General features: G+C 58.9%; 18 protein-coding genes and 1 pseudogene. 12 read left to right on the top strand and 7 right to left on the bottom strand.

The genetic code is table 11. The features are described 5' to 3' along the window. Positions 1 to 234 precede the first annotated feature (234 nt). The 3 genes from J1C56_RS15660 to J1C56_RS15665 all read left to right on the top strand — a co-directional run bounded on the left by J1C56_RS15660 (position 235) and on the right by J1C56_RS15665 (position 1,147). Entirely contained in the window at positions 235 to 699 is a 465-nt protein-coding gene (locus J1C56_RS15660) for a glycosyl hydrolase 108 family protein (RefSeq protein WP_246591420.1), read from the top strand. A gap of 80 nt (positions 700 to 779) precedes the next feature. Beyond that, positions 780 to 917 (top strand): hypothetical protein, encoded by a 138-nt coding sequence (locus tag J1C56_RS32920; RefSeq protein ID WP_246591422.1) that lies wholly within the window; start codon positions 780 to 782, stop codon positions 915 to 917. Beyond that, complete coding sequence (locus J1C56_RS15665; protein ID WP_214390989.1) at positions 914 to 1,147, top strand: hypothetical protein; 234 nt, start codon at positions 914 to 916, stop codon at positions 1,145 to 1,147. The genes J1C56_RS32920 and J1C56_RS15665 overlap by 4 nt, the downstream gene beginning before the upstream one ends. A 721-nt stretch (positions 1,148 to 1,868) precedes the next feature. Here J1C56_RS15665 and J1C56_RS15670 read toward each other — a convergent pair. Further along, positions 1,869 to 3,212: a glycosyltransferase family 4 protein gene (locus tag J1C56_RS15670; RefSeq protein WP_246591424.1), complete on the bottom strand. Its 1,344-nt coding sequence runs from the start codon at positions 3,210 to 3,212 to the stop codon at positions 1,869 to 1,871. Positions 3,213 to 3,259: 47 nt separating this feature from the next. Here J1C56_RS15670 and J1C56_RS15675 point away from each other — a divergent pair, with 47 nt between their 5' ends. Continuing rightward, positions 3,260 to 3,979, top strand: coding sequence for a hypothetical protein (locus J1C56_RS15675; protein ID WP_214390991.1), 720 nt, complete (start codon positions 3,260 to 3,262; stop codon positions 3,977 to 3,979). 308 nt (positions 3,980 to 4,287) lie between these two features. Here the strand turns inward: J1C56_RS15675 and J1C56_RS15680 are convergent, their stop codons facing one another. From J1C56_RS15680 to J1C56_RS15700, 5 genes are all read right to left on the bottom strand, one after another. Next, positions 4,288 to 5,802 carry a glucosyltransferase domain-containing protein gene (locus J1C56_RS15680; RefSeq protein ID WP_214390992.1) on the bottom strand — a complete coding sequence of 505 codons (1,515 nt, stop codon included), beginning with the start codon at positions 5,800 to 5,802 and terminating at the stop codon, positions 4,288 to 4,290. Continuing rightward, a complete protein-coding gene (locus tag J1C56_RS15685) occupies positions 5,796 to 6,050 on the bottom strand; it encodes a hypothetical protein (protein ID WP_214390993.1) in 255 nt (84 codons plus the stop codon). Before J1C56_RS15685 ends, J1C56_RS15680 begins: the two co-directional genes overlap by 7 nt. 112 nt (positions 6,051 to 6,162) lie before the next feature. Further along, the gene (locus J1C56_RS15690; RefSeq protein WP_214390994.1) at positions 6,163 to 7,116 is read right to left on the bottom strand and encodes a WxcM-like domain-containing protein; all 954 of its coding nucleotides are present in this window, start codon (positions 7,114 to 7,116) and stop codon (positions 6,163 to 6,165) included. Further along, positions 7,113 to 8,051: a glycosyltransferase family 2 protein gene (locus J1C56_RS15695; protein ID WP_214390995.1), complete on the bottom strand. Its 939-nt coding sequence runs from the start codon at positions 8,049 to 8,051 to the stop codon at positions 7,113 to 7,115. Before J1C56_RS15695 ends, J1C56_RS15690 begins: the two co-directional genes overlap by 4 nt. Then, positions 8,048 to 9,154 carry a DegT/DnrJ/EryC1/StrS family aminotransferase gene (locus J1C56_RS15700; RefSeq protein ID WP_214390996.1) on the bottom strand — a complete coding sequence of 369 codons (1,107 nt, stop codon included), beginning with the start codon at positions 9,152 to 9,154 and terminating at the stop codon, positions 8,048 to 8,050. Before J1C56_RS15700 ends, J1C56_RS15695 begins: the two co-directional genes overlap by 4 nt. A gap of 685 nt (positions 9,155 to 9,839) precedes the next feature. On the opposite strand from J1C56_RS15700, the gene J1C56_RS15705 reads away from it, so the two are divergent. Both J1C56_RS15705 and J1C56_RS15710 read left to right on the top strand, forming a co-directional pair. Further along, entirely contained in the window at positions 9,840 to 14,285 is a 4,446-nt protein-coding gene (locus tag J1C56_RS15705; protein WP_214390997.1) for a glycoside hydrolase family 99-like domain-containing protein, read from the top strand. A 97-nt stretch (positions 14,286 to 14,382) separates the two neighbouring features. Continuing rightward, complete coding sequence (locus J1C56_RS15710; RefSeq protein ID WP_214390998.1) at positions 14,383 to 15,948, top strand: methyltransferase domain-containing protein; 1,566 nt, start codon at positions 14,383 to 14,385, stop codon at positions 15,946 to 15,948. 111 nt (positions 15,949 to 16,059) lie between these two features. On the opposite strand, the pseudogene J1C56_RS32925 reads toward J1C56_RS15710, so the two are convergent. Continuing rightward, positions 16,060 to 16,620: pseudogene (locus J1C56_RS32925) on the bottom strand (transposase); the annotation flags it as partial. Between the two features lie 313 nt (positions 16,621 to 16,933). On the opposite strand from J1C56_RS32925, the gene J1C56_RS15720 reads away from it, so the two are divergent. The 6 genes from J1C56_RS15720 to J1C56_RS15745 all read left to right on the top strand — a co-directional run bounded on the left by J1C56_RS15720 (position 16,934) and on the right by J1C56_RS15745 (position 22,942). Further along, a complete protein-coding gene (locus J1C56_RS15720; protein WP_115734724.1) occupies positions 16,934 to 17,830 on the top strand; it encodes a class II glutamine amidotransferase in 897 nt (298 codons plus the stop codon). A gap of 4 nt (positions 17,831 to 17,834) precedes the next feature. Then, a complete protein-coding gene (locus tag J1C56_RS15725; RefSeq protein ID WP_214391000.1) occupies positions 17,835 to 18,572 on the top strand; it encodes a GltB/FmdC/FwdC-like GXGXG domain-containing protein in 738 nt (245 codons plus the stop codon). Positions 18,573 to 18,580: 8 nt separating this feature from the next. Further along, positions 18,581 to 19,909: an FMN-binding glutamate synthase family protein gene (locus tag J1C56_RS15730; RefSeq protein WP_184773602.1), complete on the top strand. Its 1,329-nt coding sequence runs from the start codon at positions 18,581 to 18,583 to the stop codon at positions 19,907 to 19,909. Between the two features lie 27 nt (positions 19,910 to 19,936). After that, positions 19,937 to 21,280, top strand: a complete 1,344-nt coding sequence (gene glnT, locus J1C56_RS15735) for a type III glutamate--ammonia ligase (RefSeq protein ID WP_214391001.1) — start codon at positions 19,937 to 19,939, stop codon at positions 21,278 to 21,280. An 83-nt stretch (positions 21,281 to 21,363) separates the two neighbouring features. After that, positions 21,364 to 22,617 carry a sarcosine oxidase subunit beta family protein gene (locus tag J1C56_RS15740; protein WP_214391002.1) on the top strand — a complete coding sequence of 418 codons (1,254 nt, stop codon included), beginning with the start codon at positions 21,364 to 21,366 and terminating at the stop codon, positions 22,615 to 22,617. A gap of 16 nt (positions 22,618 to 22,633) precedes the next feature. After that, a complete protein-coding gene (locus J1C56_RS15745) occupies positions 22,634 to 22,942 on the top strand; it encodes a sarcosine oxidase subunit delta (protein WP_214391003.1) in 309 nt (102 codons plus the stop codon). Position 22,943: the final 1 nt, after the last annotated feature.

Here is a 22,943-nt window from a genome sequence, read left to right on the forward strand (position 1 = left end):
GCGCGTCTTTGAAGGTCATTGTCGCTGCGAGACGACTTCAGATCGGCCGTCATTTTCGCCCCCCTGTGAAGATCGCTTAACTCCCTAGCTCGCCGTGCGTATTGCGCTGTTTCGGTACGTCTGGCGCACCAACCAATTCCACAAGGGCCAACGAAATGGCTAAAGAAACTCTGCCTGCAGCGCTTACTGGGTCAACGGCAGCTTGTCGGCACGAAACATGGCGTTACCGGAAAGATGCTTGCGGCCCACTGCGGCAAGACAGTGACGGCGGCTGACGTCAAGGCGCTGACCCTGTCAGAGGCCGAAGACGTCTACCGCAAGTCCTACTGGACGCAGTCCGGCGGCGATCTGCTTCCGGTCGGCCTCGATTACATGTCCTTCGACTACGGTGTGAACTCCGGTCGGGCGACGGTCGTCAAGCGCCTGCAGAAGGTGTTCGGCATCGACCAGGATGGCATAGTTGGCGGCCAGACGCTTGCGGCTGTCGAGGCATACCCTGGCGGTCTGTCCGAACTTATCAAGGCTTACGCCGAAGAGCGCATGCGCTACCTGCGAGGCGTTAAGACATGGAACAAGCACGGCCGAGGCTGGACCATCCGGGTCACCGACAAGGATCCGAAGGGCCAGTACCAGCCTGCTCTCGGTGTCGTTGGCAATGCCGTCGTATGGCAGCAGGCCGCACGACTGATCTTCCCGTAGCGCCTGTTGGCTCACCCAAGGCTCCGCGGGCCGAGACCAGCGTTACTGAGACGCCGAAGAAGCCGGAGGCCTCGGCGCCGTTGGGCGGCCTGCTGTCGGCGATTGGCGGCATGGCGGCTGGCGCAGGGCCGGTGCAGTGGGCGTTGGCTTTCGTGCTGGTGGCTGCGGTTGGCTATGGCGTTTATCGCCTGGTGAAGCGTGAAAGGGCGACTGCATGATTGCTCGGTGGACTGCAGCCTGCTCGCGCATTGCTGGTTGGCTATCTGCTGCGGGTGTGGTGTTGGCCATCCTGTTTGCTGCATACACCAAAGGGCGGCAGGACGCCGCGGCGACCCAGACCGAGCACCGCCTCGAGACAATCAAGAAAGCACGGAAAATCGAAGATGAAGTGGATCGCCTCGAACCTGCTGGCGTCGACACTCGTCTTCGCGAGTGGATGCGTTTCTAGCGGCAACTATTGTGACGTGGCGCGACCAGTGCGGCCGTCCGTCGATGACCGTCTAACGGAAGGTACGGCGCGCCAGATTTTGGCCGAGAATGAGAAGGTGCCGAAGCTGTGCGGGGTGCGGCCATGAGAGTTTGGCTGTACGTTCAGGCGCTGACGCTCACCGTCGGGCTGCGAGGGCTGGTGGGATGATCCTAACCGAAAGCATGGTCGTCTTCGCGCTGCTGCTCTTCGGCGCGCTGTTCGAAGCGCTGTGGCGTATCCGGGGCCTTATTCGTGAGGCAGCAGGCAAGGGGAAGCGGCCAGACCGACTTGGCGGCGCATAAGCTGCATGTCGCCGAGACTTGCGTCACGAAGGCGGGTCACCGCGAGCGACTGATCAAGTGATTGAGGCTATTGGCGCGGTGAAAACCTCAGTCGAGGGCACCAATCTGCGCATTGATCGCTTGTGGGAGAGTCACGGCAAGCCGACGCCTAGGGCGCCAAGGGTAGCATATTGAGCTGCGGTGAAAGAGCCGATTTCGTTGCGAAATTGAGCGCCAAAAAGCTACACTTCAGGTCAGTACTCAACGCGAATAGTTTTCAACCGACGCCCGAAATATGTTAATTGGTGATTGCCAACAGAGCTTTGGACAGATTATCTTGCCCCGTTACTCCGCGAGTGGCGGGATTTTTTTGTGTTATTGGCGTGATTGGTGGCGGTTGCACTCTTGCTCCCGTCCTTCTAACGCAGAAATTTGGGCACAAACACTTGTTTCAGCCTGCGCTCGAGCTCCAAACCTGCTTTTTGACCTGTCAATTTTTTATCGAGCTCGGCCAACTTTGAATCGATTGCCAAGAGCATGTCGCTTTGTCTGGTCGCGCCCTCTGCCAACTTAGCATCGAACGCCCGGAGCAAACGGTCTTGCTTGGTTTCGGCCTTAGCCAATTTGTCATCGATGGCCACACTTTGCCGGGTCTCGGCCTGTGCAATCTTGTCGGTTTGGCGAGATATGATCTCGACAATGACTTGTTCAGATATCGCAGCTTCCGGTGGGTCGTAAATGCCGAGTTCGGCGGCTACAGCTTTCCACTTCCGATGCGTCGCACTAGTAACGGCCAACTCCTCGACCCATTGGGCCGTCGCCAGCGTGGACGCCTCAGGCGATGGGCTAGGCCGACTAAGGGCGCGCCTGTAGATGTCGAGATGGCTTTCTATGAAGTCGTTTAGGCCGACATTCAAACGGAGTTCGTCGGTAACGGCGCTGGCGTCAGTTGCATCGTATTGGGCGATTGCTTGTGCGAGGCCATCCCGCGTCACTGGCTGCGTTAGTATCCCGACGCCGAAATTCATCAGCCGCCATTTAGGGAGGTTGGCGTTGGTCAGCCTTCCTGCGAAACCACGTTCATCGCAGACGACCACCGAGCAGCCGACCGCGGCCGCCTCGAGTGCCATGCGCGCGGTGGCAAAGACAATATCGTAGTCGCCCAAAACGGTTTCGATCGCTGGGTTGAAGTTTTGCGTACCCGGCCCCAACTCGTCGAGTTGGAGGTCGGCTTTTGCGCAAGCTCCGCGAACCTTCTCTAGATGGCCGCGATTCTTGGTGAGCAACAATGCTTTCCGTGGAGTCTGGGGCAGCTGGCCTCGTCGGGCAAATCGATCAAGATCAACGGCGTTCAGCACGATTGAAAGCCGCTCGGGAGCGACACCAACTTCCCGGCATTTGGCAGCGCATCGTTCGTCCACTGCGATCACTTCGCGGATCTGTGGATGTGGCATCACGGCGTCCACAGTGAAGTATGAGCTGTGGCAGGAATAGACCACTGGTACGTTGGGGAAACGCGCCATGGCGATCAGGCATGGCGTTGTTTGTTGCGCGTGTATGACATCCGGCATTTCATTTAGTTGCGACACCCTGTCGACGACGCTAATGCCGTGTTGGCGCAGCTTGTCCGCCTGACTACCCAAGAGAGGCGCATACACCATGGGTTGATGGCCGGCTCGTCGCAGTCCGGTGGCTAGCAGTTCGACGACGTTTTCAGACCCGGAGTATCCCTTGACGAAAAGGTTGGTTATTAGGACACGCAAATTTTAGCACCCCCTCAAGTACCAGAACGGACAAAAGCTTGCATCCGATGAAGACACTGCTGGTTCTAGCGCACCCCGGGCATGAGTTGCGAGTTTTCCATTGGATGGAGTGCGTCAGCCCTGAGGTTTTCATCCTCACGGATGGCTCGGGTGGAAGCCAGGCACCGAGAACGTCCTATTCGGCGGAAGTGGTTGCTCGTGCAGGGGCAAAGGCAGGTCAGCCGTTCGGCGCAATGAGCGATCGATTGTGGTATGACGCGATCCTTGCCAAAGATCCAGATCCATTTCGTCAATTTGCCGACGCGGTGTTCAACGCTGCGGAGGGAGCCGATGCCGTAACCGTCGTGTCCGATGCAGTCGATGGCTACAATCCAGTTCACGATCTGACATCGGCAATCGGCACGTCAGTGTGCATGCGGCTCAGGCAAGCTGGCATTGCAATGACTGACCACCTTGTTTCGGCAGCCGTGCCCGGCGTGACTGGGTGCGAAGCTCTGGAAGTAAGGCTGGATGCCGATGCCCGCGAGCGGAAGTTAAACGCGGTTCGCGCCTATGCACCCTTGGCTGACGAGGCGCGCCGTGTCCTGGCAGAAGCGCCAGACTCGTTTTCCCATGAAGTGCTGCATCGACAAGACTTTCATTGGTCGGACGACTTCGTGCCTTTTTGGGAGAAGTTAGCACGCGATCGCGTATCGACCGGGCGGTATACACACGCAATCACCTATCGTGATCACGTGTTGCCAATTGCACGGTTACTTATGGGGTAGGCGGGAACGGCCGTCACCCATCCTAATCACCCATCCTAATATTGGCGGGAATCTTTTGGAGTTCGGTCCACGTTGGTTATGCTTCCAGTACCATTTACTGCTGTGCGATAGACAGACTTTCGCGGGCCCATGCGCTAAGCGTAGAAGGTCAAGCCACCACTAGTTGTCGCAACCACCGAGTACCCGACGGCCCAGGCGCTGACGATACGACAATAGTTGTCAGCCACATACATACACCCGTTTCGGAAAGGCAAATGGAAGCGAGGGCGAGGCTGCAACTGCCTGTAGATCGGGCATCGATCTTTTGCCTACCGATTGCCTGCCCGCTTCAGAGCCTGTTGATTTGCATAGCTGGGCGTCTCCCCCAACCTTACCAGGGCAATACTGCCGTCGATCTGAACACTACCGGGCGCCGGCCACACAGGTAGGGTCGCAAGTCGTACGATAGTTTGATCGACCTGTTCGGGCGTTGCTCCGGTCAAATTGGTGAAACCGAGCAGCCGCATGTAGGAGGCAATTCGCCACGGATTGCCGCCGTCCCACTCGAAGAATGAATGTCCGACTGTCGAATTATCCGGCCTCGGGTAGACCGTTGTGAATGGACGGGAACCAAAGGTACTCAAGGCATACGTGATTTTGGGATCAAATCCCGGTGCCAGGGACAGACGTTGCTGGACCGATGCAGCAAGCAGTGCGTCATGCTTGCCAGCGAGATAACTGGATGCTTGGTAGGAATTCTGAATGACCAGTATCTGAAACAGCGCCGCCATAAGCATGACACGGGCTGGAACACGCAGCTTGGAATGTCGGCTGTCCACCGCAGCGTAAGTGAAAAGCCAGATAGCGATTGGTACCCCTACAAGACTGCGCATCGGCATGTTCCCGGCCGATACGAGATGCAGGCCGAAGGGAACAAGTAGGGAAACCGCTGCCGCGGCGGTCAACACCATCCGTTGGCGCGATAGTCCGAAGAAAATTGCCGCCCCACCCAGGGCGAGCAATGGTGGAATTGCCCAGAGGGTCGCGCCATAACCATGTTCGCGCAAACCGATAGTATCGGCCATTGCGGTGAAGGCGCGCGAGGCGACCATCAAGGGCTGCTGAAGCAGAACCGCAGGTTGTAATAGCGAGTCAAAATACTCGCTTTTGAGCGTGATGAAAGCCTTGAAGGCGATGAGGCCGACAGCATAGAGCATCAGCGAACCGATGAGCAGGAAGCCGATCCGAACGAGATTCTTCGGAAAGGACTCTTCGGATCCGCGGAGGGCACGCAGCACGGCAATGGCAATGCCCATCGTCAGCATCGCCGGCGCCAGACTCTGGTAAATCGAGAACGCAAATGCACCTGCCGCGATCGCGCAGCAGAATTGGAGTATCGGTTTCGAACCATTTTGATGGATGGCGAGCCAAACCGCAAAGGTCATGAATGCAAAGGCGATGCCGACGGCAGCGATATTCGAGTAGAACTCGACGATGAAGAACCACGTGGGGAAGCCGCAGAAGATGGCGAAACACGCGTACTCGGTCAGAGAGAGCTCGCTCTGTCCAATCATGTCCATGACCAACAGGTATGCGACAACACAACCAACGCCAAAAATGGCTGGGGTGATGAAGGGAAGGATTGGTTGAGGCATAATGAAGGTTTCGATGAGATATGCCCCCCATCTTCCTTGCGCGACCCATACCGAAGCATCAGTTCTAAACGCAGCTAATTCTTCATCGATCGAAAGTGGAAACGACGCCAACTCGAAGAAATATATCGCACAGAATATCGCAAATAGGATCGACGCTTGGCGAACTGAAGTCTGACTCTGCATCACCATGTTCTTCGAAGTATCCAGCGAGAAATAGCGAAATTGAGAATGGTCGTCATGACCAGCGTGATGAAAAACGCAGCCGTTGCATTTGTCAGCGCGCGTTCGAGCAGGTGCAGGCTTGCCAGTCCGATCAGGAAGACGGCAATCACCGAAGCTCCCATCGCCAGCCTGTCGGCAATCCCCGTCCGACCACCGAGGAACACCCGCTCGGGGTAATACACCATCACGAATGCAAGGCCGGCCAGCCAAGCCATTGTGTATGAAACCCCTGACGGAACGACTGTCAGGCCAATGAAGTACACGAGGCTGGTCAGTGCCGTGTTGAGTCCGCCCGCGACCAGGAAGCGGACTGCGTCACCGGTTAGCCTATCCCCTGCCATTATGCTGTGTCGTCTGCAGGAATTGCGAGTAATCCCTGATGTAGTCGCTGGCGTCATAGGTGTGCGAGGCCATGACCAAAAGGGTGGTGTCAGCCAGAAACTTGTACTGAATACCCCAGACGCCGGGCGGCATGTAAAGCCCGATCGACGGCTCGGTCAGCGACACTTCCTTGCGGTTCTTGCCATCATCGACAACGACCGACAGCCGGCCATGGGCCGCAATGAGGAATTGATGACATTCGCGGTGGGCGTGTTCGCCGCGAACCTTGTCCGAAGGCACGCCATATACGAGGAAGGACCTGAGTGGCGTGAAGGGCAGGTTCGAGCCAAACTCAAGCGGCGCCAGTTCGCCACGCAGATCGCCGAAATGCGGCAGCCGCCAAAGCTCGCAGCCGCCGACATCGAGCGCAAGCCTGTCTCCGACGCGGCCGGGCATCGTCTGAGTTACCATCGGCTCGACCTGCGGACCGGTCTGGTAGCCTACGATGACGGCTGGGTTCCCAACCACGACTGCATTGGCCGGGACGTTCTTGGTGACGACTGCGCCAGCGCCGATCATCGCCTGCCTGCCGATGGTGATGCCGGGCAGGATAGTGGCATTGGCGCCGATGGACGCGCCTTCTTCAACTGTGGTCAGCAGAAAAGTGTCAGGATATTGCTTCGAGCGCGGGAACCGGTCGTTGGTGAATGTGGCGTTCGGGCCAACAAATACCCGGTCGCCGACGCGGACGCCGTCCCAGAGCTGAACTCCGCTCTTGATAGTCACGTCGTTGCCTACGACCACATCGTTTTCGATGAAGACATGATCGCAGATATTGCAGTTCGAACCGATCGTAGCGCCCGCAAGCACATGAGCAAAGGCCCAGATACGCGTTCCCTGGCCGATCTGCGAGCTTTCGCAAATGCCGCGCTCATGAACGAAGAAGGCCTTGTCGGTCATTTCGATTTCCCGTCGACGACGCGGCTGATGATTCTGAGCGGCCGCGTCTTGGTATTTTCTACCGTCCGCCAGAGATAGCAGCCGAGAATGCCTTGAACGGCCAGACTCGCCGAGCCGAAGCCGGTAATGAGCAGCACCAGCGATGTGTAGCCGGCAGGATCGATATGGCCGAACAGGCGCGCAATCACGGTGACTCCCGCAAACAGCAGGCTTAACAAGCAGCCAATCACGCCCGCCCAAAGCGTCAGCACAATGGGGAGGTCGGTGAATGAAAGGATGCTGTCCATCATGTATCTGAACCTGCGTCCGATACCCCATGCACTCTTTCCGTGCTCGCGCTCGCGACGCGTATAGGGCACGAACTCACGCCTGAAGCCGACCCAGAATAACTGCACGACCAGGGAGCTATTCGGTTCTTCGATCGACAGGATCGCCGAGAGGACTTGGCGGTTGCATGCAAAGATATCAACGCCGCCGCTCGGCATACTGGGTAGGACTAGGCGGCGATAGGCACCCCAGAAGGTTCTAGACAGGAAACGGTTCAGGAGCGGGTCGTTGCGGCCGGTCCGCTGGCCGAATACGACATCCGCGCCATCCCGCTCCAGAATCGAAAAGAACTCGACGATTAGCTCCGGCGGTTCCTGCAGGTCGGCGGCCATGGCAGCGACATAGGTGCCCGAGGCATGTTCAAGCCCGGTTCTGATCGCTGTGAACGATCCGAAATTCCGGCTGTGAAAGACGATCTTGTAGTCGTAGCGAGAGGGCTTCAACGCTGCGACCAGCAGCGGACCGGATTCGTCCGGCGAACCATCGACAACGAAAATGAACTGTATGTCCCCCTGATACAGCGCATCAAAGCCGGAAACTGCCTCCAAGAGCGACGGAATGTTCTCTTGGTTGCGATAGATCGGGAAGACGATCGATCGAGTTGTCACAGCGTCTCCCACTCTTCTATGGCGGAGCATACGTGTGTGACTTCATCCGCGGTCATCTCGGGATAACATGGGACAGAACACAGGCGACCTACACTGGCTCGTGAAACAGAGAGGTTGGCCACCCCCTTCATTGGCAACTGGGCCCAGCCGGTTTGGTCGCAATCTAGAACGGGGTAATGGATGTCGGTTTCAATGCCACGCTCTTTCATGAAAGCACGGAACGTGTCACGTCCGTCGCAAAGGGCGACAGCAAGGTGAGCGACTTCGCCGACGCCGCTATGGATGAATTGTAGCCGCTGCTGCGCCGCTGATCTGTATTGATTGAGGATTTCGCAACGACGTTGGTTGCGCTCGTCGAGCTGTGGTAACAAGACGTCCAGCAACGCGGCCTGAACCTCGTCCATCCGGGAATTGCGGCCGTTCGGCACGCCGACATGATACTTTGAACTCCAGCCATATTGCTGCAACTGTCGAACATGCCCGGCAATCGCTGCATCGGCCGTGACCAGCGCGCCGCCGTCACCCATGGCTCCGAGATTCTTGGTCGGATAGAAGCTGAACGTTGCGACGTCGCCGAGCGAACCGGTCATTTCACCGTTGATACGAGCGCCGTGCGATTGGGCACAATCCTCGATGATCGGGATATGCGAAAAGCCGGCCTTGGCTAGGCCGTGTCGAATGGCGCGAACATCGACTGCACCGCCATAAAGGTGGGTGACGACAATCGCCGCGGTGTTCTCGCTGACTGCTGCAACCGCAGATGGAACACTCATGAGTTGACTGGAGAGCTCGATGTCAACGAAATGCGGCACGAGACCATTGTGCCAGCAGGCACAACTCGCATAGCCCCCGGCATTGGCGACCAAGACCACCTCGCGGCCGTGTGCCGGTGTCAAATTGGCAACAGCTGCCAAGGCAAGTTCGAGAGCGTCGGTTCCGTTGGCAACAAGAACGCAATCACTGACGCCGATGAACCGAGCAAAATTGGCAGCAAATCTCTTGCCCATGGCACCGTTTAGCCACCAGCCAGTCCGTAGCGTACCAATGACCTCACGTTCGATCTCTGACTGGTAGCGCTGATACATGCGCTTGAGATCGTTCATAGCTATGGATTCTTGTTTTGTCATCTGCGACTCAAAGGTTCAGCCGAGGCTTGTCTAAATTGGCTAGTCGAAAAGCCATGCAATCTCAACTGCTGTCGGCACAAGCCAGCTGCATTTGGCTGGGCCGGGGACGGCCGCGCCGTTTTCAACAAAAGATGCAGCAACCAAGCGGCGACTTGGTGAGGGTGCCGGCTGCTATGTTCGACGCGTGAGACGAGTACTAGCCCCGCTGAGGAAAGGTCACACGGCTTTATTCTACAAGTGGCTGGCGATTTCGCCCGAGGCTCCGCCATAATGACTATCGCAGAAAGGGCACAATCCCGCGGCACTATCGACAAGGAACGCGGCATAGCGACGTGCACCGACGAGCCTAGCCCAGGACGTGACGGCCAAAGTTTTCCCAGCTTCTAGGGACAATATTTCGTCCGAGGCGACGATCGTCGCATTACTGTAGGTTGCGCAGATTGATCTTACCAACCTGGGGAATAGGTTCATGCAAGCAACCTCGGAGCTTTACATGGCTTCCGACGTCTGGCATGCGCACTTCCTCACCCTTTCGATAGCTAGGGCCGATTCCTGAATCGAGGGTTTAGTGACTGCATTATTGGGAATGATGTCAGCTGAACACACTGCAGCTTTGGCTTTGCCGCAGCAGATGTGAATGGCTAGCCCGCGAGAGTTGCCTATGGACGATAACGACCACGCTGTGTCCAATTTGCTTGGCCAGTTTGCGTTTCCCAACCCAGAAAAGAAGTTTCAGTTCACTGGTGAACGCTACGTGACAGGCCTGGCCGGGCCAATCCAGCATGAGCACTATCATCGCTATCTTTTTGCGGCTCCATATTGCCGTGACCGTAGCGTACTCGATATTGCATGCGGCGAAGGCTATGGCTGCCATCTTCTGGCGCAAATTGCAGGTTCGGTGGTCGGCGTCGACATAGATGGCGAAACGATCCGCTATGCACAAGGACAGTACGCATCATCACGCTTGCGGTTCGAAATCGGCGATGCAACCGCCATTCCGCTGCCAGCCGAGAGCGTCGACATCGTCACGAGCTTCGAGACCATCGAGCACTTTTCCGACCACGAAAAGTTTCTCGCCGAGGTCGCGCGCGTCCTGCGGCCAGGCGGCTTGCTGATTATTTCGTCTCCGAACCGCCCGATCTATTCCGAGGAGAACCAACACAGCAATCCGTTCCACGCGCGCGAACTTGACCGGGAGGAGTTCCGCTCGGCGCTGCAGTTGAAGTTCGCAAATGTTGTGCTGTTCGAGCAGCGTTCCATCGACGGCTCGGTCATCATCGCAGAAACGCCTACGCGTACGCAGATTGAGGGGCTCGACAGTCCCGACGGGCTGGCCTACGGCCATTATTCTGGATTACCTTCGCCCCACTATTTCGTGGCCGTTGCGTCGATGGGTGAGTTGCCGGACGTTGCCAGTAGCCTTCTGTTTAGCGGCGCCTATCTAGGCAGTTTGCACAGTACGATTGAGGAACTGAACAAACGCATTAGCACCTCGGAAGGCGAAATCGCCACGTTGAAATTCCAACTGGACAGGGCTGAGAGACAGGCGGGAGGATTACGAGCTGCACTGGAGCAATGGCGCGTCGGAAACACGCAAGCAGATGGTGAGAATGTTGCGATACCGACGCTGCAATCAGTCGCAACTATCGCGCAACCCGACAAGCGTCGGCGACGTTCTTTGCTGCGGAGGATGTCAGAGTTCTGGCGTCGCCGTCGGACAAAGCGGCAGTTCGACGCCGCCTATTACATCCGCCAGAACCCTGACGTTGCCGCTGCGGGCGTCGATCCCTTCCTGCACTATCTTCGGACCGGCTGGCGGGAGGGACGCGATCCGACATCCACTTTCTCGACCTCCTATTATCTCGAGAACTATCCGGACGTCGTGGCACGTGGGGTGAACCCCTTTGTTCATTATGTCTCGAAGGGACGGGCTGAAGGCAGGCGACCCAATGCACTGGTTGAGTTGGAAGATGCGCCCGTTGTTCCGGTGCCGTTGTTGACGGCCGCCACCCCCGTGACAAAGCCCGCGCGCGTCATTGCCTTTTACCTCCCGCAGTTTCACGCCATTCCCGAGAACGATCAGTGGTGGGGGGAAGGCTTCACCGAGTGGACGAACGTACGCGCTGCCGAGCCCCAGTTCAAAGGTCACTATCAGCCCCACGTGCCGGGGGAACTTGGCTACTACAATCTCCTGGATACTGCTGTGCAGCGCAGGCAGATCGAATTGGCCAAGCTCTATGGTGTTGAAGGGTTCTGCTTCTATTTCTACTGGTTCGGCAGCAAGAGGTTGCTGGAGAAGCCCGTCGAGAATTGGCTGAACGACAAGAGTCTGGACCTGCCGTTCTGCCTTTGCTGGGCAAACGAAAACTGGACGCGTCGCTGGGACGGGCTAGACGCAGAAATTCTCATCGACCAGAAACACTCGCCAGAAGACGATATTGCTTTCATCGCCGAGGTTGCGCCTTATCTGCGCGATCCAAGGTACATCCGTGTCGATGGCAAGCCTCTGCTATTGGTCTATCGTCCGAGCGAGTTACCGTCAGCAAAACAAACCGCGCAACGTTGGCGTAAATGGTGCGCCGAAAATGGCATCGGCGATATCCATCTCGCTTACACGCAGTCGTTCGAGCAGGTAGACCCGAGCGTATATGGCTTTGACGCGGCGATCGAATTCCCACCAAATCGGTCACACCCGCCGGACATGACTCAAGCAGTTACGCCACTGCATGCAGAGTTCTCAATGAAGGTCTACGATTGGCGTGTTTTCAAGGAGCGCAGCGAATCTTACGGCGACCCTGGCTATTCGTTGTACCGCACCGTCTGCCCCGGCTGGGATAATACGGCACGGCGCAAGAATGCTGGCACAGCCTTTATCAACAACACCCCCGAGCTGTATCGCGGTTGGTTGGCCGATGCCATCAAAGACACCAAGAAGCGCTTCGCCCGCCCAGACCAGCGGCTGATCTTCGTCAATGCTTGGAACGAGTGGGCAGAAGGAGCCCATCTCGAGCCCGATGCCCGTTATGGCTATGCTTGGCTGCAGGCCACGCGCGACGCGTTGGAAGGCCCAACGACCGGTCCCGCCGCCGGCAGGCCGCGGGTTGTTGTGGTATCACACGATGCGCATCCACATGGGGCACAATACCTTGCGTTACACATGGCGCGCACCTTTGGCGAGCTCGGTTTCGACACCGACATGATCGTACTCGGCGATGGTCCGTTACTGGCTCGCTTTGCGGAGGTGGCAAAGGTTCACCGCATCGATCTGAACAGTCACTCCGAAGCGGAAGTGGTCAGGCGACTAGAGCAATTGCGCGAGAATGGCGCGGAAGTCGCAATTGCCAATACCACCGTTTCGGGCCTGCTGGTTCCACTGCTTAAGCGTGCGGGATTCCGCACGGTTGCACTCGTGCATGAATTGCCGGGGATCCTGAACAGCTACAAGCTGCTGAACCATGCTCGCGCTATCGCCGGACATGCAGACAAGGTGGTCTTTGCCGCCCGTCAGGTGCAGGATGGGTTCAACCGGTTCGTTGGCAAGCCGGTTGAGCAGGCCGTGATCCGGCCGCAGGGGCTATACCAACGTACTCCATTCCGCCGATCAGCTCATGTGGACACAGCCCGCCGCACGGTGCGTGAGAAGCTCAACTTTGCTCCCGACGCTTCTATCGTACTCGGCGTTGGCTACGGCGATAACCGAAAGGGTTTCGATCTCTTCGTCGACGCCTGCATGGTCCTGATGGCAAGTGACCGACGGGCATGTGCTGTCTGGGTTGGCAATGTGGAGCGCCAGCTCATGGACACGCAGATGAAGCGAATCCGGTCTGCAGGGCTGGCCAACCGGTTCGCGTTCACCGGACTGGTCGAAAAGCCCCAGGAATATTATGCCGCCGCCGACGTCTACGCTCTGACCTCGCGTGAAGACCCGTTCCCCTCAGTTGTACTCGAGGCGCTTGATGTCGAGATACCAGTGGTGGCGTTCGACGGTGCTGGCGGCTTCACCGACCTACTCGTGCGTGGTTGCGGTCACCTCGTTCCGCCCTTCGATACTGACGCGATGGCTGCGGATATCGCAAAACTGCTCAACGAGCCGCAACGCGCGGCGGAGCTCGGGCGCAATGGCAGAGCCATAGTCGAACGCGAATTTAGCTTCCGCCACTACCTGGATGACCTGATGGCATTCGCGGGTAGCCCGCTGCTGCGGGTCTCGGTTGTCGTACCGAATTACAACTACGCCCGCTACATCAGCAAACGCCTCGCCTCGATTGCGGCACAGACGGTGGTTCCGTATGAACTGATCGTCCTCGATGACGCCTCGACCGATGCCAGTGTTGCGGCGATTGACGAGTTCCTTGCGGATTGCCCCATTCCCTCAACGCTGATCGTCAACCGGGAGAATTCTGGCTCTGTGTTTCGCCAGTGGCAGCGAGGTGTCGAAATGGCACGCGGCGATTTCGTATGGATCGCCGAGGCAGATGATCTTGCTGATCCGGAATTCCTCTCCGAACTGCTGCCCGCATTTGCACGGGCGGACGTGGTCATGAGCTACTGCCAGTCGCGTCAGATGGACGGCGGAGGCAAGGTTCTGAGCGAGGACTACCTCGACTATGTCGCCGACATCGACGTCGAACGCTGGACCAAGCCCTACGTTACCGAGGGCCGTGAGGAGATAGCTCGGTCCCTCCACGTCAAAAACACCATACCGAATGTCAGCGCGGTGCTTTTCCGGCGGGATGCTCTACAGACGATGCTCGCCGCACATGGTGACGAGATCGCATCGTTCCGGCATGCGGGCGATTGGGTGGCCTATCTGCGCCTGCTTGAAAGTGGCGCTGTAGCCTTCTCGCCCAAGTCGCGCAATTCGCACCGACGGCACCAGGGAAGCGTCACTGTGGGCAATTTCAACCTCGGGCAGCTACGCGAGATCGTGCAGGTACAGCGCGACACCACCCGACGGTTCCAACTCGGAGCGTCGGCCAAACTTGCATCAGAGCGATACGCACAGCGGCTCTACGAGCAGTTCGGGTTGGCGACGAGCAAGCATCCGCGCTTTGATTTGAATCCGGAGTTGTCGGATGTTTCTGGTAGGGCCAAGGGCGCCCCATGAAGAGGTCAATGTCGATGGCCGTTGTCAGAGCTCCTTGATTGCTTGACCTTCGCGCTGTGTCCGGCATGACCAGCAAAACAGTAACGAGAAACGCCTAATGAATCAACGCTCTCCGGTTTATAGCCGCGCCGGCTATTGCTCTATCTGTGAGGCAGCTACCAATTTCGTGGCACAATACGACTGGTATCGTGACCACCTGAACTGTGCGCAATGTGGGTCCATTCCGCGTGAGCGGGCACTGGCGTTGGTGCTGTCACGCCACTTTCCGAATTGGCGCACGCTCGCAATTCATGAATCTTCGCCCGGTCTCCGCAGAATTTCCCCGAAGTTGCAGCGGGATTGCGCTGGCTACGTGGCGTCGCAATTCTTCCCGGACAAGCCGCTCGGGAAACAAATCAATGGTTTCCGCAACGAAAATCTGGAACTTCAGACATTCGCCGACGAAAGCTTCGATCTGGTCGTTACGCAAGACGTGATGGAACACGTGAACCAACCCGCTGACGTATTGTGCGAGGTCGCGCGAACTCTTAAGCCTGGAGGCGTCTTTCTCTTCACTGCCCCAACCTATAAGGAACGAGTAACAAGCGAGCGGCGAGCGCTGTATGGGCCCGACGGCACTATCGACCACTATGCTGAACCCGAGTATCACGGCAACCCCATCAGCGATGCGGGATCGCTGGTAACTTTCCATTATGGCTACGATCTCGCCGAACTGATCCACAAATGGTCTGGAATGGACGTGCAGGTGGTGCGCTTCCACGATCACCGCCATGGCATTATTGGGGACTTTACCGAAGTGTACTTGGCCACGAAGCCATTTGCCCACTCACAGGAGGAGACGGGAACTCCCTTTGTCGATCATACGTGGCCTGCCGAGTTGCGCGCTACATGCGAGGACGTATCTCGGGCGCTGAACGTGCCACCGGAGGTACATGGGAAAGATCACACTTTCCGCTTTCTCCACGATCATCCGGGCTTCCCTACAAAGAACGAGGCGATCGACTACTACTTCAAGGATGGTGCGCGATCTGCTGCCAAGGTGCGCAGGATCGTTGACGAGTGGGTGCCTGCCGGAGTTCCGCTGACGATTCTGGAGTTCGCTGCGGGCTTCGGCGCGGTGACCAGGCATGCCGTGGCGGCACTGGTGCCGCACATACTCCACAGTTCGAACGTTGACGCACAAGCCAACGACTTTCTCTCCAGCGTGTTTGGGGTCCAGTCAGTACAGTCGACGCATGTGCCGGAGGAGCTGTTGCTGCCAACGGAATATGACGTTATTTTTGCGCTGTCCTTCTTTTCACATATGCCTCGGTCGACTTGGGGACGATGGCTCCAGCGGCTTTATGCCGGGCTCCAACCCGGGGGCATCCTCCTCTTCACGACCCACGGCACGACCAGCATGCAGTATTTCCCTCAGGCGATGCTGGATGGCACGGGATTCTGGTTTGATCAGAGCAGTGAGCAAGGCGATCTCGAAGCTGCAAAATACGGCCAGACGGTCACGTCAAAGGAATTTGTTGATGGGCAAATCGCACAACTATCCGGTGCTGAGTACCTAACCTACGAACCTGCCGGTTGGTGGGAACACCAGGATCTTTACGTCGTCCGCAAGCCTTCCGCCGCTGCTCACATGGGGAACCAAATGAAGGCAGCTGGAGACTAATATTGATCGAGTATGCTTTTCAACTCAAGCGGTGCCTACTTAAATGGTTCTATCATGAGTTGCTGACAGCTGCGGGCAGATGCGTACGAAAGTCTTGATTAGGCAGCCCTACGTATCGACGACCGTCAGGTCACGGATTTTATTGCCCGTAGCGAGTTGGTCGTGAACGAAGTCCATGGCCCGCACGTCGTTGGGCTCGACGGCCGGCTAACGATCGTCTCGTAGCTTCGCCTTCACGCGCCCCCGCGTCGTACAGATGTCTTTGCTCCGAGCATCGATGCCGGCCTGATCGCGGCTACGGGACTGGTAGTGATAGGTCGAGGTGTCGAACTCCCGAACCCGACAAGCTCTCCGGATCGACACGTTCCACTCAGTACAGGTAATCCGCCACCAACTCGCGTTTGCGACCAGGCCTCACAGTTTTCGGCGGATCACGTCCTGCAGCATCTCCTTGTCCAGCGACAGGTCGGCGACCAGCTTCCTGAGCTTGACGTTCTCGTTCTCAAGCTGCTTCCGTCGCTTCATCTGCGTCGGCAGCAGCCCGTCATATTTCTCTTTCCAGTTGAAGTAGGTTGCCTGGCTGATCCCGGCGCGGCGACAGATCTCCGCCACCGGAATTCCGTCCGCTCCCTGCTTCAAAATGAACGCCTTCTGTGCGTTCGAAAACTTCGAAAGCTCTCCGCTCCTCTCTCAGCCGGAAAACTACAGCGGAAAACTCCAATTCTGAACGATCCAGTTTCCGGGGATCAGATCAGTTGGCATCATCGGGCGGAGCTGCGCGCAACTCCATCTCTTGAGTGTCCCGTCATCCACTCGCAGCAAGGTTGAAGCAGAGTGCCGCGGCCGGGTGAGCCAGCGTTGGCTGTAAGCCCTTTGTCAGCCGCTCGTTGTTTTTCTACAGGAATAAAAAATTCATCACAGTTGAATTGGCGTCCGGAACCTGCTAGCTTTTGTCACAGGCAGCCAATCAGGTGAGGAAACCGGGATGTGCGGAATTGTAGGACTCTTTTTGAAGGACAAGTCGCTGGAGCCCCAATTGGGCGCACTGCTGTCCGAAATGCTCGTAACCATGACCGATCGTGGCCCCGATAGCGCGGGCATCGCCATTTACGGCGGTGGCACCAAGGGTCATGCCAAGGTCACCATCCAGTCGGCTAACCCGGACGCGGATTTCAAGGGTCTCGACGCCGAACTCGGCAAGAAGATCGGTGCCAAGGTTTCATCGACGGTGAAGTCCACCCATGCGGTGCTGGACGTGCCGACCGAAAAGGTCGCGGAAGCCCGCGCGGCACTTGCCGAACTGCGCCCCAACGTCCGTGTCATGGGCGCTGGCGAGGCGATCGAAATCTATAAGGAAGTCGGCCTGCCGGTCGAAGTGGTAAAGCGCTTCGACGTCACCAAGATGAGCGGCAGCCATGGCATCGGCCATACCCGCATGGCCACCGAATCCGCCGTCACCACGCTCGGCGCGCATCCTTTCTCGACCGGCCCCGACCAGTGCCTGGTGCACAATGGCTCGCTGTCGAACCACAACAACCTGCGCCGCGAGCTGATCCGCGACGGCATGCGCTTCGAGACCGAGAACGACACCGAAGTCGCCGCCGCCTACCTGTCCTCGAAGATCGCGCATGGCCAGAACCTCGGTGAGGCGCTGGAAAGCAGCCTGAACGACCTCGACGGCTTCTTCACCTTCGTGGTCGGAACCAAGAACGGCTTCGGCGTCGTCCGCGACCCGATCTCCTGCAAGCCCGCCGTCATGGCCGAGACCGACCAGTACGTCGCCTTCGGCTCCGAGTATCGCGCCCTCGCCAATCTGCCTGGCATCGAAGACGCCAAGGTCTGGGAGCCCGAGCCGTCCACCGTCTATTTCTGGGAGCACTGAGATTATGCATTCAACAAATCTTGCGACCGCGCCTCTGCACCAGGCCAACTACGCGCCGAAGACCTTCGATCTGTCCAAGATCACTTTGCGCGAGTTCAACCAGGCCCTTCATAATGTGAAGGATGCCGCCGGTGAATCGAACTGGGAGGTTCTCAACCCCAAGGGCAGCCATGCCGTTGCCGTCGGCGCCGAACACGCGATCTCGATCGATGTGCAGGGCTCCGTTGGCTACTATTGCGGCGGTATGAACCAGAACAGCACGATCACCGTGCACGGTTCCGCCGGCCCCGGCGTTGGTGAAAACATGATGTCGGGCACGATTGTCGTGAAGGGCGACGCCAGCCAGTACGCCGGCGCCACCGGCCGCGGCGGCCTGCTTGTCATCGAAGGCAACGCCTCGTCGCGCTGCGGCATCTCGATGAAGGGCATCAACATCGTTGTCCGTGGCAACATCGGCCACATGTCGGCCTTTATGGCCCAGTCGGGCAACCTCGTCGTCCTCGGCGATGCCGGCGATGCGCTGGGCGACTCGATCTATGAGGCCCGCCTGTTCGTGCGCGGGTCGGTGAAGAGCCTCGGTGCCGACTGCATCAAGAAGGAAATGCGCCCCGAGCACATCGCCATCCTGAAGGACCTGCTTGATCGCGCCGGTATCACCGACGTCAAGCCGGAAGAGTTCTCGCGCTACGGTTCGGCGCGCACGCTCTACAACTTCAACATCGACAACGCCGACGCTTACTGAGGAACAAAATGAGCTATCACAATCCTCCGACGACGCCACGTAAGTCGGCCACGTTCGATGAATACGCGATGTCCGAAATCCGTCGCGCCGCAGCGACCGGCATCTACGACATTCGCGGCTCCGGTGCGAAGCGCAAGGTCCCGCATTTCGACGACCTGCTGTTCCTCGGCGCCTCGATCTCGCGCTATCCGCTCGAAGGCTACCGCGAAAAGTGCGACACCACTGTCGTGCTGGGCACCCGTTTCGCCAAGAAGCCGATCGAGCTGAAGATCCCGATCACGGTCGCCGGCATGAGCTTCGGCTCGCTGTCGGGCCCGGCCAAGGAAGCCCTTGGCCGCGGCGCAACGCTGTCCGGCACCTCGACCACCACCGGCGACGGCGGCATGACCGAGGAAGAGCGCGGCCATTCCAAGCAGCTGGTCTACCAGTACCTGCCGTCGCGCTACGGCATGAACCCGCGTGACCTGCGCCGCGCCGACGCCATCGAAATCGTTGTCGGCCAGGGCGCAAAGCCAGGCGGCGGCGGCATGCTTTTGGGCCAGAAGATCTCCGACCGCGTCGCCGAGATGCGCACGCTGCCCAAGGGCATCGACCAGCGCTCGGCCTGCCGTCACCCCGACTGGACCGGTCCGGACGATCTCGAGATCAAGATCCTCGAAATCCGTGAAATCACCGACTGGGAAAAGCCGATCTACGTCAAGGTTGGCGGCGCACGCCCCTACTACGACACCGCGCTTGCAGTAAAGGCTGGTGCTGACGTCGTCGTGCTCGACGGCATGCAGGGTGGCACGGCTGCGACCCAGGAAGTGTTCATCGAGCATGTCGGACAGCCGACGCTTGCTTGTATCCGTCCGGCAGTGAAGGCGCTGCAGGATCTCGGCATGCACCGCAAGGTTCAGCTCATCGTCTCCGGTGGCATACGCAATGGTGCTGATGTGGCCAAAGCGCTGGCGCTCGGTGCCGATGCAGTATCGGTCGGTACCGCGGCACTTATCGCACTCGGCGACAACGACCCGCGTTGGGAGGAAGAATACCAGAAGCTTGGCACCACTGCCGGTGCCTACGACGATTGGCACGAGGGCAAGGACCCAGCCGGCATCACCACGCAGGACGTCGAGCTGATGAAGCGCGTCGATCCGATCGCGGCTGGTCGCCGTCTGGCGAATTATCTCAAAGTCATGACGCTTGAGGCACAGACGATTGCCCGTGCCTGCGGCAAAAATCACCTGCACAATCTCGAGCCTGAGGATCTCTGCGCTCTTTCGATCGAAGCTGCCGCCATGGCTGGCGTGCCGCTTGCGGGGACAAGCTGGGTACCTGGTAAGGGTCCCTTTTAAAACCACGAGGATTGGGAGGAGCAATTCATGGGTACGGCCTTCGAAGCCAAAATCGATCAGTCAGAGGTGACCGATCTCAGAGAGTTCGCAAGAGCTCGCAACATCAGATACTTCATGGTCTCGTATACGGACCTGTTCGGCGGCCAGCGCGCCAAGCTGGTTCCGGCCCAGGCCATCTCGGACATGCAGAAGGACGGAGCCGGCTTTGCCGGCTTCGCGACCTGGCTGGATCTGACGCCTGCACACCCCGACATGCTTGCCGTGCCGGACCCGCTTTCGGTCATCCAGCTGCCGTGGCGGCCGGAAGTGGCTTGGCTAGCGTCTGACTGCCTGATGGAAGGCAAGGGCGTTGCCCAGGCTCCGCGCAACACGCTGAAGCGTCTTGTCGCCGAAGCTGCCAAGGAAGGCATGCGCGTCAAGACCGGCGTCGAGCCGGAATTCTTCCTGACGACTCCGGATGGCAATCAGATTGCCGACGAGTACGATACGGCTGCAAAATCCTGCTACGACCAGCAGGCCGTGATGCGCCGCTTCGACGTCATCGCCGAAATCTGCGATGCCATGCTCGACCTTGGCTGGAAGCCCTACCAGAACGACCATGAGGACGCGAACGGCCAGTTCGAAATGAACTGGGAGTACGACGACGTTCTGCAGACCGCCGACAAGCATTCCTTCTTCAAGTTCATGGTTCGCTCGATCGCCGAAAAGCACGGCCTGCGCGCGACCTTCATGCCGAAGCCCTTCCAGGGGCTCACGGGCAGCGGCTGCCATGCCCATATCTCGGTATGGGATCTTGCCGGCAAGTCCAACGCCTTCGCCGACAAGAACATGGAACTCGGCCTGTCGGAGAAGGGCCGTCACTTCCTCGGCGGCATCATGAAGCACGCCTCGGCACTCGCCGCGATCTGCAACCCGACCGTCAACTCCTACAAGCGCATCAACGCACCGCGCACTGTTTCGGGTGCGACCTGGGCACCGAACACGGTGACCTGGACCGGCAACAACCGTACCCACATGGTGCGTGTGCCCGGTCCCGGCCGCTTCGAACTGCGTCTGCCCGACGGTGCTGCCAACCCGTACCTGATGCAGGCGATCATCATCGCCGCCGGCCTCAGCGGCATCCGCTCCAAGGCCGATCCCGGTCCGCGCAGCGACGTCGACATGTACCGCGAGGGCCACACCGTCACGCATGGTGCCAAGCTGCCGCTCAACCTGCTCGACGCGCTTCGCGCCTATGATGAAGACAGCGAGCTGAAGGCTGCCATGGGCGAGGAGTTCTCCGCCGCCTATGTCAAGCTCAAGCACCAGGAATGGAACTCCTACGCTTCCCACTTCACCCAGTGGGAACGCGACCACACGCTGGACGTCTGAGGCACCCAAACAGGTACTGCGCCCGGTCATCCAGATCGGGCGCGGGCCTCGGACACACCTCACATTTCGCCGGAACACATGCGATGAAATACTCGATCTTCTCACTCGCCAAGGCAGCTTTGTCCGGCCACAAGGGCTGGACCCGGGCCTGGCGCGATCCGGCACCCAAGAGCCACTACGACGTGGTGATCATCGGCGGCGGCGGCCATGGCCTGGCCACTGCCTACTTCCTCGCCAACGAGTACGGCATCCGCAATGTCGCGGTGCTTGAAAAGGGCTGGATCGGCTCCGGCAATGCCGGCCGCAACACCACCATCATCCGCTCCAATTACGGCCTTCCAGGCAATACCGGCTTCTACGAGATGTCGATGAAGCTGTGGGAGCGCATGGAGCAGGACCTTAACTACAACGCGATGGTTTCCCAGCGCGGCATCATCAACCTCTACCATTCTGATGCCCAGCGCGACGCCTTTGCCCGTCGCGGCAACACCATGCGCATCAACGGCATCGACGCCGAACTGCTCGACGCGGCGCAGATCCGCAAGGAACTTCCGTTCCTCAATTATGACAGCCCACGCTTCCCGATCATGGGCGGGCTCATGCAACGCCGCGGCGGCACTGCCCGCCACGATGCGGTCGTGTGGGGTTATGCCCGTGCTGCCGACCAGCGCGGCGTCGACATAATCCAGAATTGCGAGGTCACCGGCTTCGTGCGCGATCACAACGGCAAGGTCACCGGCGTCGAGACGTCGCGCGGCAAGATCAGCGCCGGCAAGGTCGGCATGGCGGTCGCCGGCAACACCTCGCGCGTTGCCGCCATGGCCGGCATGAAGCTGCCGATCGAAAGCCACGTGCTGCAGGCCTTCGTCTCCGAGGCGATCAAGCCGCTCATCCCCGGTGTTATCACCTTCGGCGCCGGCCATTTCTACATCAGCCAATCCGATAAGGGCGGCCTTGTCTTCGGCGGCGACCTCGACGGCTACAACTCCTACGCCCAGCGCGGCAACATGCCGGTAGTCGAGGACGTCTGCGAAGGCGGCATGGCGGTAATGCCGATGATCGGCCGCGTCCGCATGCTGCGCCAGTGGGGCGGCATCATGGACATGTCGATGGACGGCACGCCGATCATCGACAAGACGCCGATCGACGGCCTCTATCTCAACGCCGGCTGGTGTTATGGCGGCTTCAAGGCAACGCCTGCTTCCGGCCTCGTCTTCGCCCATCTGCTGGCGCGCGACGAACCGCACCCAGAGGCTGCGCGCTTCCGGCTCGACCGGTTCCGCCGCGGCGCGATGATCGATGAAAAGGGCCAGGGCGCCCAACCCAACCTGCACTGAAAGCGAGACTGGCGGAATGCGTATTGCATGTCCTTTCTGCGGCGAACGCGAGAATGGCGAGTTCACCTATCTCGGCGACGCTTCGCCCAAGCGGCCCAACTTCGCAGTCGATAGCGGCGAAAGCCCTGGGGGCGTCGAGGACGCCTTCTACGACTATGTCTATCTGCGCGACAACGTCGCCGGCTACATGCGCGAGTACTGGTACCACGGCGGCGGTTGCCGCTCCTGGCTGATAGCCGAGCGCAACACGGTGACGCACGAATTCAGATCGGTGACCGCAGCCCCAGGCGTTGGCGCGGCCAAGCCGGTGCAGGCAGGAGAATAAA

It is taken from the genome of Aminobacter anthyllidis, from assembly GCF_018555685.1.
GTDB classification, from domain to species: domain Bacteria; phylum Pseudomonadota; class Alphaproteobacteria; order Rhizobiales; family Rhizobiaceae; genus Aminobacter; species Aminobacter anthyllidis.